The 15,388-nt window shown below is 70.5% G+C and carries 13 protein-coding genes; 6 read left to right on the forward strand and 7 right to left on the reverse strand.

Annotated elements, in window-relative coordinates:
• Window positions 1-103 precede the first annotated feature (103 nt).
• Window positions 104-691: a TMEM165/GDT1 family protein gene (locus BS75_RS39850; protein ID WP_034091697.1), complete on the reverse strand. Its 588-nt coding sequence runs from the start codon at window positions 689-691 to the stop codon at window positions 104-106.
• A gap of 828 nt (window positions 692-1,519) precedes the next feature.
• Between BS75_RS39850 and BS75_RS39855 the strand changes: the two genes are divergently transcribed.
• A complete protein-coding gene (locus tag BS75_RS39855; RefSeq protein ID WP_231608038.1) occupies window positions 1,520-3,037 on the forward strand; it encodes an LCP family protein in 1,518 nt (505 codons plus the stop codon).
• A gap of 114 nt (window positions 3,038-3,151) precedes the next feature.
• On the opposite strand, the gene BS75_RS39860 is transcribed toward BS75_RS39855, so the two are convergent.
• Window positions 3,152-3,610: a DoxX family protein gene (locus BS75_RS39860; RefSeq protein WP_034091699.1), complete on the reverse strand. Its 459-nt coding sequence runs from the start codon at window positions 3,608-3,610 to the stop codon at window positions 3,152-3,154.
• A 608-nt stretch (window positions 3,611-4,218) separates the two neighbouring features.
• Here BS75_RS39860 and BS75_RS39865 point away from each other — a divergent pair.
• Window positions 4,219-4,665, forward strand: a complete 447-nt coding sequence (locus BS75_RS39865; protein WP_152646048.1) for a hypothetical protein — start codon at window positions 4,219-4,221, stop codon at window positions 4,663-4,665.
• A 36-nt stretch (window positions 4,666-4,701) separates the two neighbouring features.
• Window positions 4,702-5,010 carry a hypothetical protein gene (locus BS75_RS39870; RefSeq protein WP_034091701.1) on the forward strand — a complete coding sequence of 103 codons (309 nt, stop codon included), beginning with the start codon at window positions 4,702-4,704 and terminating at the stop codon, window positions 5,008-5,010.
• A 121-nt stretch (window positions 5,011-5,131) separates the two neighbouring features.
• Here BS75_RS39870 and BS75_RS39875 read toward each other — a convergent pair whose 3' ends face one another.
• Complete coding sequence (locus tag BS75_RS39875) at window positions 5,132-6,928, reverse strand: alkaline phosphatase family protein (protein WP_081983073.1); 1,797 nt, start codon at window positions 6,926-6,928, stop codon at window positions 5,132-5,134.
• 169 nt (window positions 6,929-7,097) lie between these two features.
• Window positions 7,098-8,207 (reverse strand): FAD-dependent oxidoreductase, encoded by a 1,110-nt coding sequence (locus tag BS75_RS39880; protein ID WP_034091703.1) that lies wholly within the window; start codon window positions 8,205-8,207, stop codon window positions 7,098-7,100.
• A 125-nt stretch (window positions 8,208-8,332) separates the two neighbouring features.
• Here BS75_RS39880 and BS75_RS39885 point away from each other — a divergent pair, with 125 nt between their 5' ends.
• Both BS75_RS39885 and BS75_RS39890 read left to right on the forward strand, forming a co-directional pair.
• Window positions 8,333-8,926, forward strand: coding sequence for a TetR/AcrR family transcriptional regulator (locus BS75_RS39885; protein WP_034091704.1), 594 nt, complete (start codon window positions 8,333-8,335; stop codon window positions 8,924-8,926).
• A gap of 101 nt (window positions 8,927-9,027) precedes the next feature.
• A complete protein-coding gene (locus tag BS75_RS39890) occupies window positions 9,028-10,371 on the forward strand; it encodes a cytochrome P450 (protein WP_034094737.1) in 1,344 nt (447 codons plus the stop codon).
• Window positions 10,372-10,466: 95 nt separating this feature from the next.
• On the opposite strand, the gene BS75_RS39895 is transcribed toward BS75_RS39890, so the two are convergent.
• Genes BS75_RS39895 through BS75_RS39905 form a run of 3 tightly spaced genes read right to left on the reverse strand, consistent with a single transcriptional unit; the run spans window position 10,467 to window position 13,910 of the window.
• A complete protein-coding gene (locus BS75_RS39895; protein WP_034091705.1) occupies window positions 10,467-11,327 on the reverse strand; it encodes a geranyl diphosphate 2-C-methyltransferase in 861 nt (286 codons plus the stop codon).
• A gap of 4 nt (window positions 11,328-11,331) precedes the next feature.
• A complete protein-coding gene (locus BS75_RS39900) occupies window positions 11,332-12,468 on the reverse strand; it encodes a family 2 encapsulin nanocompartment cargo protein terpene cyclase (protein WP_197092008.1) in 1,137 nt (378 codons plus the stop codon).
• 29 nt (window positions 12,469-12,497) lie between these two features.
• A complete protein-coding gene (locus tag BS75_RS39905; protein ID WP_034091706.1) occupies window positions 12,498-13,910 on the reverse strand; it encodes a family 2B encapsulin nanocompartment shell protein in 1,413 nt (470 codons plus the stop codon).
• Between the two features lie 678 nt (window positions 13,911-14,588).
• Here BS75_RS39905 and BS75_RS39910 point away from each other — a divergent pair.
• The gene (locus BS75_RS39910; protein WP_052070337.1) at window positions 14,589-15,365 is read left to right on the forward strand and encodes a G1 family glutamic endopeptidase; all 777 of its coding nucleotides are present in this window, start codon (window positions 14,589-14,591) and stop codon (window positions 15,363-15,365) included.
• The last annotated feature ends 23 nt before the right edge of the window (window positions 15,366-15,388 follow it).

Consider the following 15,388-nt stretch of genomic DNA (forward strand, 5'->3'; position numbering starts at 1 on the left):
GGGGCAGGACCGGCTGCGTGGCCGCGGCGACGGATACCGCTACTACCAGCCTGCCCGGACCCCGTCGCGGCTCTGCGACGCCATCCCCCCGTGGCCCGCTGGTTCAGCCGACGATGGCCTCGACGATGCTGAACCCGGCCAGGACCAGCATCAGGGCCGCGGCGATGCGGCTGATCCAGACCATGGGCACGTGCTTGAGGAGGGTCTTGCCGCCGACGATCGCCAGGGCGCCGACCGCCCACAGGCCCAGGACCGCGCCCAGTCCCACCGCGAGCGGGTCGTGGTACCGGGCGGCGAGGTTGGCGGTCATGATCTGGGTCAGGTCGCCGAACTCGGCTACCAGCACGACCAGGAAGCTGGTGCCTGCGACCTTGCGGAAGCTCGGGGCGGAGGGCTCGCGGCCGGGCTCGTGCTCCTCCTCGCCGTCGTCCTTGTGGAACAGCAGCATCCCGGCGCCGAGCAGGAACAGGGCGCCGACGATGGCCTGGAGCAGGCGGTGCGGCAGCAGGGTGAGCAGGCTGCCCGCGGCGACGGCGAGCACGACATGGACCGCGAACGCGGCGGCGACACCGGCGAAGACGTAGCTGCCCCGGTAGCGGGTGCCCAGCATCAAGCTGGCCAACGCGGTCTTGTCTGGCAGTTCGGCCAAGAAAATGACGCCGAAGGTGATGGCGGCGATGGTCAGACTCACGGCAGGAATCGTCCTTGATCGGTCGGGTGCCCCCGCACCGATCAGTCCCTTGTTTTCGGGCACGCCTCGGCACGGCAGCGATGGACACTGCTGGCCGAAGGTCTCACCGGCACTCCGGCGCTCCACCTGAACGGCTCGCGCGCAGTGCCCCGGGCGCCGGGCCCGCATCGCTGCGCGCCGGTATGTCGACGTTCCGGTAGGGGGCTACTCCCCTTCGATCCGCACCAGCTTACCGGAGCCTGGGCCGAGCACCGTCCAGCACGAGCCGGACCCCGGGGACAATCCGTCCGGGCTTCGCTCCTTTCGGGGCGACTGCCCGGGAAAGACCCGGTCCGGCCGTGCGACCGGAAACGCGGGCGGGAAGATTTCGGGCGTATCCCCACGCATGGCGTGCAAGGCCCCGGTTTGACGCGAAGAAAACATGTCAGCATGCGCACAGACGACTCCCAGTAATATCCGGCACCATTCGAGTCACCGGGTTCCGGCAGAGCGATGCGATTCACATCGCCCGACGGCAACCGCCACCGCGCCATTGACGTCTTCCGTCCGACTGCTGGCATACTGCAGGATCCGTCAGCCCCTGGAGCAGGTCGGATGCGTTGTCCCGGTGGAGCGGACGGCCGCATCTGTGGATCCGCCCCGGTCATGGCTGACGGTCGACAAGGAGTAGCTGAACGTGTCCGGATATCGGAGGGGCGCATGAGTGGGAAACGAGCCGCAGGGGCGGTCCGCCCGCCGGTCGCGCCTGAGAACTCCCTCACCGGGCAGCTCACCCGGGCCGAAATACGCAGGTCCCAAAAGCGGGGTCGTAAGCGGGCCTTGAAAGTCGTGGGCATCAGTACCGCGGCGCTACTGGTCGTCTGCGGTGGCGGAGCCGGATACCTGTACTTCCATCTGGCCGGGAATATCAAGTCGGCCAAGCTGTACACGGGGAACCAGGCCGCCGCCGTGGGGGTGGAGAAGGCGGACGCCCTCGGCCGGAAGCCCTACAACCTGCTGCTGATCGGTTCCGACACCCGTGACACGGCCGCCGACTGCGCGGCCGGCGGGGACTGCGCGAACGGCGGGACCGGGGCCAACGCCGACGTGGAGATGGTGGTCCACCTCTCCGCCGACCGCAGCAACATCACCGTGATGAGCATTCCGCGCGACCTGATGACCAACCTCCCGGCCTGTACCGACCCCACCACCGGAACGAGCGTCGGCGCCCGCTACGGCCAGATCAACTCCAGCCTCCAGCAGGGCCCCTCCTGCACGGCCGAGGCGGTGCACCACCTCACCGGCATAACCATCGACGACTTCGCCATGGTCGACTTCGGCGGCGTGGAGTCCATGTCCAACGCCCTGGGCGGCGTGAACGTCTGCGTCAGCAGCAACATGTACGACCTCAACTCCGGACTGAAGCTCACGGCCGGCACGCACAGCCTGGAGGGCAAGGCCGCGTTGGAGTTCCTGCGCACCCGCGACTCCTTCGGCGACGGCAGCGACAACGTCGGCCGCACCACGGCCACGCACATCTTCTTCACCGACATGATCAACAAGTTGAAGAGCGGCGGGACCCTCTCCAACCCGATGGCCCTGCTGAGCATCGCCAACGCGGCCACCAAGGCACTCACGGTCAGCCCGAACATCGACAGCCCGGTCAAGCTGGTCGAGATGGCGCAGGACATGAACAAGGTCGCCACCAACCGGATCACCTTCACCACCATGCAGAACGTGGCGGACCCCGAGAACAGCTCGCGGGTCCTCATCGGCCCCGGGGCGCAGACCCTGTTCAACGCCATCGCCAACGACCAGTCCCTGACCAGCCCGAGCGGCTCGGCGGCCGCCGCCGCCCGCAGCACGACAGCGACCGCCACCGCCGCCCCGACGCCCTCGGTGCCGGTGTCCGGCATCACCGTGAGCGTCTACAACGGCACCGAGGTCAACGGCTGGTCCGACGTCATCGCCCAGCAACTGGTCGCCGACGGATTCGACTCCGCCACGGCCGGATACCCCGACTCCGCGTCCCCGGCCACCACCACGCTGACCTACGGACCGGGCCAGGCCGCACAGGCGCAGACCACGGCCAAGACCCTCGGCCTGCCCGCGACGGCGCTGAAGCAGGGCGCCACGGCAGGCCTGAAGCTCGTCCTGGGGGCCGACTGGACCAGCGGGAAGTCCTTCCCCAACTCCAAGCCCGTGGCGCCCCCGGTGAACACGGCCGTCGCTCTGGCCAGCGCCTACGCCCAGAACGGCGCCGCGAACAACGAGTGCGTCCAGGTCAGCAAGGACTACACGCAACCGGGCGCCACCCCCGCGATGGAGTTCGCCGAGCACCCGAACGTACCGAACTCGGCTCCCTAGCACCGGACCCGCGCGCTCCCCGAGCGCCGCCTCCGACGCCCCGCCCAGCCTGGGCTCGCGACGCCCCCGACGGAATCGTCGGGGGCGTCGCTGGTCCCGGTGCGACTGCCGTGGTCAGGCCGAGAGGCTGTCGGTCAGCGGGGCGGCTGCCAGCGGTGGTTGCGCCGATCCGCGTCGGCCGCGTGCCAGCAGGGTGTCCAGGGCCCAGGTGCCCGGACCCGCCAGGGCGATGAGGAGGAAGGTCCAGCAGAACATCACGGCGGCCTCACCGCCGTTCTGGATCGGCAGCAGTGCCTTCTCCTGGTGGATGGTGAAGTACGCGTAGGCCATGGACCCGGAGCACAGCAGGGCTGCGGCGCGCGTGCCCAGCCCCAGCACGACCAGGGCGCCGCCGACGAGCTGGATCAGCGCGGCCCACCACCCCGGCCACGCTCCCACCGGGGTCGCGCCCCCGGTGCCCGCACTGCCCCCGAGCACGCCGAAGATCGTGGACGCGCCGTGGCAGACGAACAGCGCCCCGACGATCACGCGGAACAGCGAGAGGAGGTGCGGCCAGAGCTTGTTCTGCGACATCAGATGCCTCCATCGAGTGTGGGACGCGCACCCTTGCTGGTGCGCTCCGGTGAAGTGAATGCGGCGTTCGCTTCCCTGTCCTGCTCGGGCGGATCAGTACCCGGCCACGTACGGCGGCCTGCTGCCCGACACACGTCGATGAGCTGGGCCGTTCGGGCGCAGCTCAACCGCAGTGTGATGTGCGCATGACAGAAGATCGACCGGGCGCCCCCTTCGGCAGTGTGTGGCCGCAGTGGCGAACCCGTCGGCCCGCGCATCGCTTCAGTGGTCATACGCACGCGGCGGGCCCACGGTTCACGGCCGGATCGCCCAACGGAGCGATCGACAGACCGCCCTTCCTGCAATCGGTCTGAGCTCTCGTCACCAGCGTCCTCAACGGCACTGTCGCCTGCGGGGCGACCGGCGTTCACTGTGATCCGGCCAGGTCGGCGCGGCAGGCGATGACGGCGAGCCGGACCCGGTCCCGGGCCCGATACGGAGGTGCCGGGCGATCACGCGCCGGAGCGCCCCTCGGCCACGAGGAGGAGTGCCTCGCGCTCGCGGTTGGTGACAGTCGTGAGACCGGGGCGCTGAGCTCCGGATCGTTGCCGAGAACTACACTTCGCCCAGTGAACGAACTGATATTTGCGTCCGGCGAGCACTACCGACAAGCGATGGCGGTGGCCTGCGTCGCGGTCTTCGCCGTACTCGGGGTGGGCGGCTCGCGCCTTCTCGAGCCGCAGTGCGGCAGTGCTGCCTACGCGTCGTCCTTCGGTGCGGCGGCGTTGCTCACCCTGTACCTCTGGGTCACCCGCGTGGGCACCACCACCGTCACCGCGACCGGGTTGGCCGTCGAGCGGGGACGATTGCTGAAGCGGTCGATCCCGTGGGCGAAGGTCGCTTCCATCGATGTGGCCGACCGGTACCGGGGCACCAACTGGCAGGCCGTCAAGGTCACCCTCGCCAATGGGCACAAGGTATGGCTCCCAGGGCTGGAGAACAGCATCCGCTCCGAGGACCCCGAGTTCTTCGACAAGTTCGACCAGATCGTGAAGCGCTGGGAGCAGCGGCCCTGAACCTGCCCAGGGGCAGCGTCCGGGTACGGTACGTACATGTCGAAGTCAACGTTCTGGGTCCCCGCGGCTGCCGGACTCGCGGCCGGCGTCGTGGTGACACGGCACGCCCACCGCGCGCCGTCATCACCGCTCTGGGCAAAGCCGCTGCCGGGCACCCGGCTGCGGACGGCGGACCTGCCGGTGGGCGGAACGGTCGCCCTGGTCGCGGCTGGGCTGCTCAAGATCGCAGGTCGGCGCGGCGCAGCCGTCGCCACGGCGGGCCTGGCCCTGGGTGCGGCGCTGGGCGCCCTGGGCACAGGGATCGCCGAGCCCCTCCCGCGCAACCCGCCGAGCGACCGCGACTAGCGCGGCACGGACGGCATCGAGGCGACCCGGCGGGAGAGGCGCTGCCCGCACCGCGCGCCGGTGCCGCCGACCTGCCCTCGGGGCGGGGCGGCGGCACCGGCGGGGCCCGTCGGTCGCGGGATCAGCTCACGGTGAGGGTGAGCGGCCCGGCGAGTGCGGTGTAGCCGTTGTCGTAGAGGTACCAGACGGCGTAGGTCCCGGGGCCGGACAGGCTGCTGGTGGCGAAGTTCAGACTGCCGCTGCTGGTGGGGGCGTACTGCCAGGTCAGCGAGGACTTGGAGCCCGGGGTCACGCCGGTGGGGTAGATGCCGATCCAGTTGTCCGAGTTGGCGGAGGTCGGCGGGGTCGAGTACTGGAAGGTGACGGTCGCGCCGTTGGCCACGGTCGGGGTGCCGGTGGTCAGCGTGCTCGTGGGCGCGGGCGCGGTGCTGGGGACGAAGGCGTCGTTCAGCGGGGTGGCGTAGGTGTCGTTGGCGGTGATGCCGGGCAGGCCGAGCGCGGCCTCGATGGTGCGGCCGGTGCTGTAGTGGTCGTAGCGGCTCTGGCTGACGGTGCCGGCCGGGACGGTGCCCTGCGAGCCGTCGACGATGGCGAGCACGTGGTTGTCGGGCTCGCTGCTGTCCTCGTCCCAGGTGACGATTAGCAGGGACTTCTGCGTGGTCCAGGCGGGGGAGGCCATGATCGGCGCCAGGGTCTGCTGGAGCCAGCCGTCCTGGGTCTTGAGGCTGGTGGCGCTGCCGTTGCCGGAGGACTCGCCGTCGTAGTAGTCGTCCGCCGCGATCCAGGAGAAGTTCGGGGTGGTGGCCGCGCTCTTCAGGTCGGTGGTCAGCTGGCCGGTGTCGAACAGGTGCGCCGCGCACCGGCTCGCGTTGCCGCTGACGTCGGTGTAGTTGAAGAACGGCGCGTCGTCGGGCTCGTAGTAGGAGTCGTACTGGGTGGTGGTGTTGCAGGGCGTGCCCATGCCCTGTTCGTAGGCCTTCCAGGTCTTGCCGGACGCCTCGACCTCGTCGCCCAGGTTGGTGCCCGGGTCGTTGATGTTCGGGTAGTAGGTGGCGCCGGTGGTGTAGGTGTCGCCGCCCGCGACGGCCAGGTAGTTCTCGTCACTGGGGTGGTACACCGCGTGGTAGTCGGCCATGGTCGCGCCCTGCGCCATCAGGCTGTGCAGGTAGGGCGTGTCCGCCGGGTCGTTCATGACCTGGTTGTAGTCGGTGTTCTCCATCATCACCATGAACACGTGGGCGTAGGAGGGCACCGCGGAGACCGGCGGGGTGAGGACGGCGGCCGTGACGGGCGTGTCCAGGGTCAGCGAGAGGTTGTCCAGGTAGCCGGCCTCGCTGGAACTGTCCAGGAACTGCGCCTCGACCAGGATCGAGCGGGTGCCCGCGGGGACCGTCCCGGTGGCGCTGCGGGCCAGGAACGAGGTGGCGTCGGAGCGGTTCGCCGCGGAGACGGTGGGCAGGTCCGCGGTGGTCCCGAGCTGCTGTCCGGCGCTGTTCAGGAACTGCAGCGAGACCTGGACGTAGCCCGCATAGACGGTCCAGCCGCCGAGCCAGCCGGACAGGTTGTAGGTCACCGCGCCGCCGTCGATGGCCGTCGCGGCGGAGGAGACGTTGACGGTCTGCTGCATGGCGCCGTCGCCCTGGTCGCCGGGGGCGAAGAACGCGGTGCCGGGCGCGGGGCTGGAGGGGTAGCTGAAACTGCCGGCCGTGTAGCAGATGACGTCCGGACTGCCCGAGAGCACGGTCCAGCCCGGGATCGTCGTCGCCGCCGTCCAGTCCTTGGTGCAGTAGCCGGCCTCGGCGCCGCCGTTGACGATCAGGTTTCCACTGGTGGCGGCCGCCGTTGCGGCCGGCGCTGCCACCAGCAGGGCGCCGATCAGTGCCAGCACACTGCCCAGCACCCTCCAGAGCGTTCTCATGGCCACTGCTTCACTCCCGTCGTAACGAATTGTCGTGTGCGGGTCATTGGTAGCAGTGTTGGCCGTCGGCACTGAGAACGCCAGGCGTCGGCGGACCTACGGCAGATGTCCGGAAGATGGCCGTTGCGAGGGCGACGTCAGCTCCGGCGATGCCGTCGACGGACCCGGCTCAGGAGGTCGTCGCGGGAACGAGATGGTCGAGTCCCTGGGCGCTGCCCGTCGCGGCCTCGATCGAGCGCGGCAGCATGACGCTCTCGTAGGCGCGGACGGCGTCGTCGACGCTGGATTCGGTGACGAGGGCGTGGGCGAGGTCGGAGCCGTCGAGCATGGCGAGATTGGCGCCCAGGCCGACCGGGGGCATCAGGTGTGCGGCGTCGCCGAGCAGCGTGACCCCGGGAACGTGATCCCAGGTGTGCTCGGCGGGCAGGACGAACAGCGAGCGGTTGACGAATGCGCTGTCGTTGTTGCGGAGGATGCAGCGCAGGCTCTCGTCCCAGCCGTCGAGAGCCTGCAGCAGGTGCGACCGCACGGCCGGCTCGTCGCCGAGGTCGATGCCGGCCGTCAGGTACCAGTCCTGCGGCGCGCGCAGCGCGATGTAGGCGCGGATGTGGTCGTTGCTGTTGCGTTGCGCGACCAGCGACCTGCCGGCGCCCTTGACCAGCATCGATCCGTTGCCGACCAGTCGCGCCAGGTCGGGGTGGCGGGTGTCGCAGTGGTCGAACCCGGTCTCGACGAAGGTGATGCCGGTGTAGGCGGGTACGGCGTGCGACAGCGCCGGGCGGACACGCGACCAGGCGCCGTCGGCACCGACCACCAGGTCGAAGTCCTCGGCGCTGCCGTCACCGAAGAGCAGCCGACAGGTGCCGTCCGGGAACGGAGTGACCGCGCTGACGGCGTGGTCCCACCGCACCGTGCCCTCGGCGAGTGAGTCCAGGAGCAGGCCGCGCAGTTGGCCGCGGTCGATCTCCGGTCGGCCACTGTCGGCGGAGGGAACCTGATGTGCCAGGGGGAGGGCGCTGGCGAAGTCGAGCACACGCCACTCGTCCCCTTCCGGGCGGGAGAGGGCGTGGAAGCGGTCGAGGAGCCCCGCCGCCCGCAGGGCGGCCTGGCCGGTGTCGGCATGCAGGTCGAGGGTGCCGCCCTGCGGGCGGGCGTCGGCGGAGGCCTCGCGCTCGAACACGGTGACCGAGCGGCCGTGTCGCTGCAGGACCCGGGCGCAGGTGAGGCCGCCGAGGCCGGCACCGACAATCGCAATACGGGGAGCACGGGCAGAGTTCATGGGGGGTGTCCCTAGGTAGGTGGTGAGCCGCCGGCAGATCCGGCCTCCACCAAGAAAGCACACTCGCCAAATAAGTGCAATGACTACACTTTCAAAGTCGCTGCACCTTGAGGTACGGTGTACGAGTGACCGAACCGACCGGGCGCCGCGAGCGCAAGAAGGCCCAGACCCGCCAGTCCCTGGCCGACGCCGCACTCGAACTCTTCCTCGACCGCGGCTACGACCAGGTCGGCGTCAAGGACGTCGCCGACGCCGCCGACGTCTCGGTGACCACCCTGTTCAAGCACTTCTCCGGCAAGGAAGCGCTGGTCTTCGACCAGGACGACGACCTGGAGGCGGCGCTCGTCGCCGCCGTGCGCGACCGCACCCCGGGCCGGTCGATCCCGCAGGCGCTGCGCGAGCACATCCTGCTGAAGCAGAGTCAGCTCGCCGTCCATGCCGAGGACCCGCGATTCGCCGACTTCACGCGGCTGGTGGAGGAGACCCCTGCGCTGCGCGACTACGCCCACCGGATGTGGACGCGCCACGAAGCGGCTCTGACGCGGGCCGTCGCCGAGGCTGTCGGCGCCCCCGAGGGCGACGTCAGCTGCGCCGCCCTGGCCCGTTTCGCCCTTGAGGCCCGCAGCCTCATCCTCCGGCACAGCGAACCGCGCCGTGCCGCCGACGAGGTGTTCGCCCTGCTCGAACACGGCTGGGCGGCCTCCCACCCGGAGGGCTGACCCGTCCGCTCCACGCCGGGTTTTCGGTGGTCGGCCCCGTTTCCCGGAGCCCGCCCGTGGCGCTCTACCCCGCCACCCGCGCCCGCGCCTACCCTGGTGCTGTGACCTCGCCAGCACGCTCCGCCGCGACCACGACGTACCGCCGGGCCGACGCGCCCGGCGCCTGGCCGGGGCTCGGGCACCTGCCCGCGCTGGTCCGGGATCCGGCGGGGTTCCTGGGCCGGTTGCCGGAGTTGGGCGACCTGGTGGAGATCCGACTGGGGCCGACCCGGCTGGTGGTTCCCAGCCATCCGGAGCTGCTGCGGCAGGTGTACGCGGACGACCGGACCTTCGACAAGGGCGGGCCGCTCTACCAGCGGTTCCGGCGGGTGCTCGGCAACGGTCTCGCCACCTGCGCCCACGCCGACCACCGGCGCCAGCGGCGGATGCTGCAACCGGAGTTCCGCCCCGAGCGGGTGGCCGAGTACGCCGCCGTGATGACCAGGGAGGCAGCCGTGCTGGCCGACTCCTGGCAGCCCGGCGAAACGGTGGAGGTCTTTCCCGCCTGCTACCGCTTCGGGCTGCGCGTGGTGGCGCGCACCCTGCTGGGCACCGAGGTGCCGGACGCGCTGGCCGACCGGCTGCAGCAGGCCTTCGCGACCGCGTTCGACGGGGCGCTGCGGCGGGTGATGCTGCTGCCTCCGGGGCGCGGCTACCGGGTGGCGGTGCGCACCCTGGCGGGCACCGTGGCCGAACTGGTGCGCGAGTACCGCGCCGGCGCCCCCGGACGCGAGGACCTGCTGGCCGGCCTGCTGGCCGCGCGGGACGAGGACGGTTCCGCACTCTCCGACGCCGAGCTGCACGACCAGGTGGTGACCCTGCTCCTGGCCGGCGCCGAGACCACCGCCTCCCAACTCTCGTGGACACTGCGCCTGCTGATGACGCATCCCGAGGTACTGGCCACCCTCCAGGCGGAACTCGACGCGGTGCTGCCGGGGGCTCGCCCCGCCCAGTGGGCCGACCTGCCCCATCTCCCCTACACCGCACGGGTGCTGACCGAGTCGCTGCGCCGGCGTCCGCCCGGCTGGGTGCTGCTGCGCACCTGCACCCGCGAGGTCGAACTGGGCGGGCGCACCCTGACCCCCGGCAGCCAGGTGCTGCTCAGTCCCTACGTCGCCCACCACAATCCGCGGATCTTCGCCGATCCTGACCGCTTCGACCCGGACCGCTGGCTGCCCGAGCGGGCCGCCGAGCTGCCCCGCTGGGGATTCGCGGGGTTCTCGAACGGGCCGCGCCAGTGCATCGGCGCCGACTTCGCCCGGGCCGAGGCGGCGATCGCGCTGGCCACCGTGCTGGCCCGCTGGCACCCCGCCCCGGTGCCGGGCGACCCGCTCGACGACCGCCCGGCGCGGCTGTCCACCGTGCTGCAACCGCGCCGGCTGCGGCTGCGCGCGCTCAGCCGGTAGCGCTCACGCGCCGGAGGGCGCGGGGTCGGTGGTGCGGCCCCCGCCACCTGCGGGGCAGGAAGCGGGGGCCACGGTCACCGCCGCGGTCGTTCGGATCACACCTTGTCGGCCGCGATCATCAGGTACTGGAAGCTTCCCTCCTGGTAGCCGGTGAGGAACGGCGACTCGATGCCGGTCGCCACCGAGGAGCCGGCGCGCAGCTCCCAGTAGGGAATGGTCGCGGCGGTCAGGTCGACCACGCTGATGGGGACCAGGTTGTTGGCCGCCATCGCGGCGAAGTACTCGCTGCGCGGGTGGATGTCGCAGATGTAGTGCGCATCGATCTGACTGACCGCCCGGGACGGCTGGCGGCCGTGGACGTCGTTGTAGCAGCCGGTGATGGTGACGTAGCGTCCGCCCGGCGCCAGGACCCGGGCGTGCTCCGCGAAGAGCTTGTGCAGGTCCACGTACATGGTGCTCTCGTTGTTCCAGATCGCCCGGAACGTGGCGTCGGCGAAGCCGTTGTCCAGCATGTTCCGGAAGTGGAAGGCCACCTTGTCGGCCACGCCCCGCTCCCGGGCCTGGTTGTTGGCGAACTTCACCTGCTCCTCGGAGATGGAGATGCCGTCGACCTGGCAGCCGAACCGGAGGTTGGCCACGAAGCTGGTGCCGCCGCGGCCCGAGCCGGCGTCCAGGATCCGGTCCTCCGCGGCGAGGGCGCCGAGCTGGTCCACCAGGAAGTCGGCCTGGGCGGCCTCCAGCCGGTGCATCTCCCTGATGGTCCGCTCGTCGCGGGTGGCCTCGGGGCCTTCGAACACGGACCCGTCGACGTCGCCGATGCCGTAGTGGTGGTGGTAGGTGCCGGAGACGTCGCCGAGGCGCAGGTTGACGGGGTCCTTCTCCTTGTTCCAGTAGTCCGCCACGGACTGCTGGTACTTGGTGGCGAGGACCGGGGCGGGGGCGTCGAGCATCGTCATCTGGTCAGTTCCCTTGGGTTCGGTTGTAGCGGGGGCTTCCGGCGTGCCACTCCTTGTTGCCGCCGAGCCAGGCCCACAGCGCCCCGAGGTAGCGGGTCAGGACCGGGTCCCCGGCCAGGCTGAGGACGGCCGCGGAGGCCTCGTAGGAGCGCACGAGTTCGTCGTGGATGTCGGCGGAGCGCCGGATCGCCTGCTCCAGGGAGCAGCCGTCCTCGGCCATGAGCACCGTGGGCAGGTTGTACTCCAGCCCCTGGGCGCCGCCCTCCTTGTGCATCGAGTAGACGTCGTTGAGCAGCACTGATGCGAGGGCGGCCTGGAGCGTGGCGTTGCGGACGTCGCGGCGTCCGTAGACCTCGGCGGGTACCTCGTACCCGCCGACGGAGTCGACCAGCGTCATGCACGGCAGGAAGCTGTTCATCTGACGGTTGGCCAGGTACTCCCAGACCGGTGGCGGGGTGCCGTCGATGCGCCATCCGGCCTCGGCGTCCATGCCGAGGAACAGACCGGCCAGCTCCTGCCTGAGCCGGTTGATCTGCGCTCCGCCCGCGTACTCCGCCAGCTGCTCGACGGACCGGTGCAGGGCGTGCCACACCGGTTGCTCGCGAAGGGCGCGTCGGTACTGCTCCCGGTAGCGGAGCGGCATCCGGGCCGGGTCGATCGCCGACTGGGAGAGCATCAGCTCGGGGCCCAGCCGCTGGGGCCGGCCGCCGGTGGCGGCCGTGTCGCAGAAGTAGTCGTCGACGGCGAACTCCGCCGCCATGCACCGGCCTGCGGCCAGCAGTCGGTCGGGGTCGTCGGTGTCGGGGTGGGTCAGCATCAGCAGCCGGCCGAAGTCCGCCCTGCGGAACTCCTCGATCCGGCCCTCGTAGATGCCCATCTGCTCGGCCCACTGGACCAGGCGTTCGTTGACCTCCTCGCCGAGCGCGGGGTCGTCGCGCAGGGCCGGCGGGCAGTAGAGCTCGGGCACGGCGCCCGCGCCGCGGGGCGTCGCCGCCGCTGCGGGCGTTGCCGTCCCCGGGGCGGCGGGGTCGGCCCGGGGACGCCGCAGGTCGGCGATCCGGGCCGCCGAGGTGCCGAGCCCGGTGGGGCCGGTCGGCAGCCGCCGCGCTGCTCGGGCGGCGGGTGGTCGTGGATCCGGCATCGGGTCCTCCTGTCCTGGGGCGGTGGCGGTCAGGACCGGGGAGCGGCGATGTCGACGTTCTCCAGGATGCCGACGGCATCCTGGACCAGGACCGCCACCGAGTAGTAGGCGGTCACCAGGTAGCGGATGAGCGCGGTGTCGTCGATGCCCATGAAGCGGACGTTCAGGCTGGGCTCGTACTCGTCCGGGAGGCCGGTCTGGTGCAGCCCGACCACGCCCTGCCGGTCCTCCCCGGTGCGCATCGCGAGGATCGAGGAGGTGTGCCCGTCGGTGACCGGGATCTTGCCGCAGGGGAAGATCGGCACGCCCCTCCAGGAGGGGATGCTGTGGCCGCCGACATCGGTGCTGCCGGGGTTGATGCCGCGCTTGTTGCACTCGCGGAAGAACGCCGCGATCGCCTTGGGGTGGGCGAGGAACAGGTCGGTGCCGCGGCGCATCGACAGCAGGTCGTCCATGTCGTCCGGGGTCGGCGGGCCCGACCAGGTGTTGATCCGCTGGTCGTAGTCGGCGTTGTGCAGCAGGCCGAACTCCCGGTTGTTCAGCAGCTCCCACTCCTGGCGCTCGCGGATCTCCTCGACCGTCAGCCGGAGCTGCTGCTCCAGCTGGTTCATCGGGTCGTTGTAGAGGTCGGCGACGCGGGAGTGGACGCGGAGGACGGTCTGCGTCAGCGACAGCTCGTACTCGCGGGGCGTGAGGTCGTACTCCACGAAGGAGCTGGGGATCTCGTGCTCGCCCTCGTGGCCGGCGGAGACGGCGACCTCCACCTCGCCCTTGGAGTTGACCTTGCGTGAGGAGGCCGCGAGGAAACGGCCGATGTGCCCGCGCAGCGCCTCCGAGCGGTCGAGCAGCTCGGTCAGGGACTGCCAGGGCAGCACCATGACGGTTCCGGCGGTGGTGGCCGTGACCGTGGCGGTCCACAGCGGATCGCTCTGCAGCAGGGCCTCGTCGCCCAGGTGGTCGCCGTCGCTCAGCACCCCGTGGATCGTGCGGTCGCCGTACTTCCCGGTCGAGCTCCGCTCGATGCGACCGTGGGCGACGATGAAGACCTCCTCGACGGGGTGGCCCTCCTCCACGATCACCTCGCCGCTGCGGAAGTCGCGGGCAGTGAACCGGCCGGCCAGCTCGCTGAGCAGCGCGTCGTCGTCGAGACCGCGCAGCACCGGGATCTCGCGGAGGGTCTCGGGCACGATCGCCACGTCGTCCGCACCGGCCTGGACGAAGCCGACCCGGCCCCGGCCCACGGCCAGCGAGAGCCGCCGGTTGACCCGGTAGGTGCCGCCGTTGACCTGCACCCAGGGGAGCCGGCGCAGCAGCCAGCGCGAAGTGATGCCGCGCATCTGCGGGGCGGACTTGGTGGTGGTCGCCAGGTTGCGGGCGGCGGCGGTGCTCAGGCTGGACCAGGGTCGGCCCTGGAAGGCGGACATGTCTGTCTCGGTCGACATCGGTGATCTCCGTCAGCGCATGGGGAAGCCGGGCACGACTGCCCGAAGGAGGGTGGACGAGAATGCTCCCGCTGCGAATCGCCGCAGGGAGACGAGGTACGGGGTACCGGAGGAGGAGGGATTCTCGGCGGTGGTCCATGCCGATCCGGTGGCTCGGGAGGTGTTCCCGATCAACGTGAGCAGACGCTAGCAAGGTCGAACACCGGCGAATGTCCGTGCGACATGAATGCGCCAATTGTGTGCGCCGGCGGCACCGCCCGTCCCATGGTCGAAATGCCTGCTCAGAGTGGAAGTTGGTCGGCGGCAGCCCCGCGCGGGCTCGCATCGCCGCTGCCCGGGTGCCGGGATCGCAATGTGGCTCAAGGCCGTGCCATGGTGCGGACGCCTGCTTGACCGCAGGGGCATCCCGTCATGGCTCCACCGCAGCACGTCCGCCGCACGGGGAGTGGTGACGGTCGGTCACTTCCAGCCGCAGGCAGGGGATCACGGCGTCGGGCCGGCAGCTTTCCAGATCTTCGGGAACGGGTAATTTTCCTTGTCGGTGTGCAGTCAAGAAGCCTCGAATGGCTGTAGGGTTCCCCTGCCCTGGTACGCCGAGGCCGAGCGTTGTGCGGTGTGGCCCCGGCTGCCCATCTTGCAAAGGAGCCCTCACATATGGTCAGGCAATGGTCTATAGCTGTGGCGGGGCTGGCGCTGGGTTCGCTGGCGCTCGCCGGGCCGGCGACGACGGCCGGCACGACGCACCATGCTGCTGCGCCGACAGCGAAGTCCCGCGCGTTCTCGCCCGGCGGCCTGTTCGAGCCGGCCCCGGGAACCCACCCCAGCGCCGTCGACGGCCGCGTCATCAACTACTCGAACAACTGGTCCGGGTACGCGGTCACGGGCAGCACCTTCACCACGGCGACGGCGAGTTGGGTGCAGAACGCGATCACCTGCACCAGCGGTGACGGCGAGACGGACATGTCCCCGTGGGTCGGTATCGACGGCTTCAGCTCCAGCACCGTGGAACAGACCGGAAGCTCCGGTGACTGCGACGGATCCACGCCCGACTACTACGCCTGGTACGAGATGTACCCGGCGAACGTGATCATCATCAACAAGACGGTCAAGCCCGGTGACGAGTTCACCGGCACCGTGACCCACACCTCGGGCACCAAGTACACCCTGGTGCTGAAGGACCTCACTCAGGGCTGGACCAACTCCGTCACCAAGTCGCTCTCGGCCGACGACTCCTCGGCCGAGGCCGTGATGGAGATGGCGGCCAACAACCTGACCAAGTTCGGCACGGACCCCTTCACCTCGTTCACGGTGGACGGCAAGGCCGTCGGTTCCTACACCGGCTCCCCCTACACCATCGAGCAGATGGAGATCGAGAACGGCAGCACGCTCTGCGACTCGACCTCCAGCCTCGCCAACAACGAGAACTTCACCACCACGTGGCTGAACGCCTGCTGATCCGCTGAACGGGGTGCGCGGCA

Source organism: Streptacidiphilus albus JL83, assembly GCF_000744705.1.
Lineage (GTDB): Bacteria > Actinomycetota > Actinomycetes > Streptomycetales > Streptomycetaceae > Streptacidiphilus > Streptacidiphilus albus.

What these genes read in the sequence shown, in the direction of transcription:
- BS75_RS39860 (WP_034091699.1), bottom strand. Translation starts at nt 3,610, where the DNA reads ATGTCGCAGAACAAGCTCTGGCCGCACCTCCTCTCGCTGTTCCGCGTG.
- BS75_RS39870 (WP_034091701.1), top strand. Translation starts at nt 4,702, where the DNA reads ATGTCGAAGTCAACGTTCTGGGTCCCCGCGGCTGCCGGACTCGCGGCC.
- BS75_RS39875 (WP_081983073.1), bottom strand. Translation starts at nt 6,928, where the DNA reads ATGAGAACGCTCTGGAGGGTGCTGGGCAGTGTGCTGGCACTGATCGGC.
- BS75_RS39880 (WP_034091703.1), bottom strand. Translation starts at nt 8,207, where the DNA reads ATGAACTCTGCCCGTGCTCCCCGTATTGCGATTGTCGGTGCCGGCCTC.
- BS75_RS39895 (WP_034091705.1), bottom strand. Translation starts at nt 11,327, where the DNA reads ATGACGATGCTCGACGCCCCCGCCCCGGTCCTCGCCACCAAGTACCAG.
- BS75_RS39900 (WP_197092008.1), bottom strand. Translation starts at nt 12,468, where the DNA reads ATGCCGGATCCACGACCACCCGCCGCCCGAGCAGCGCGGCGGCTGCCG.
- BS75_RS39905 (WP_034091706.1), bottom strand. Translation starts at nt 13,910, where the DNA reads ATGTCGACCGAGACAGACATGTCCGCCTTCCAGGGCCGACCCTGGTCC.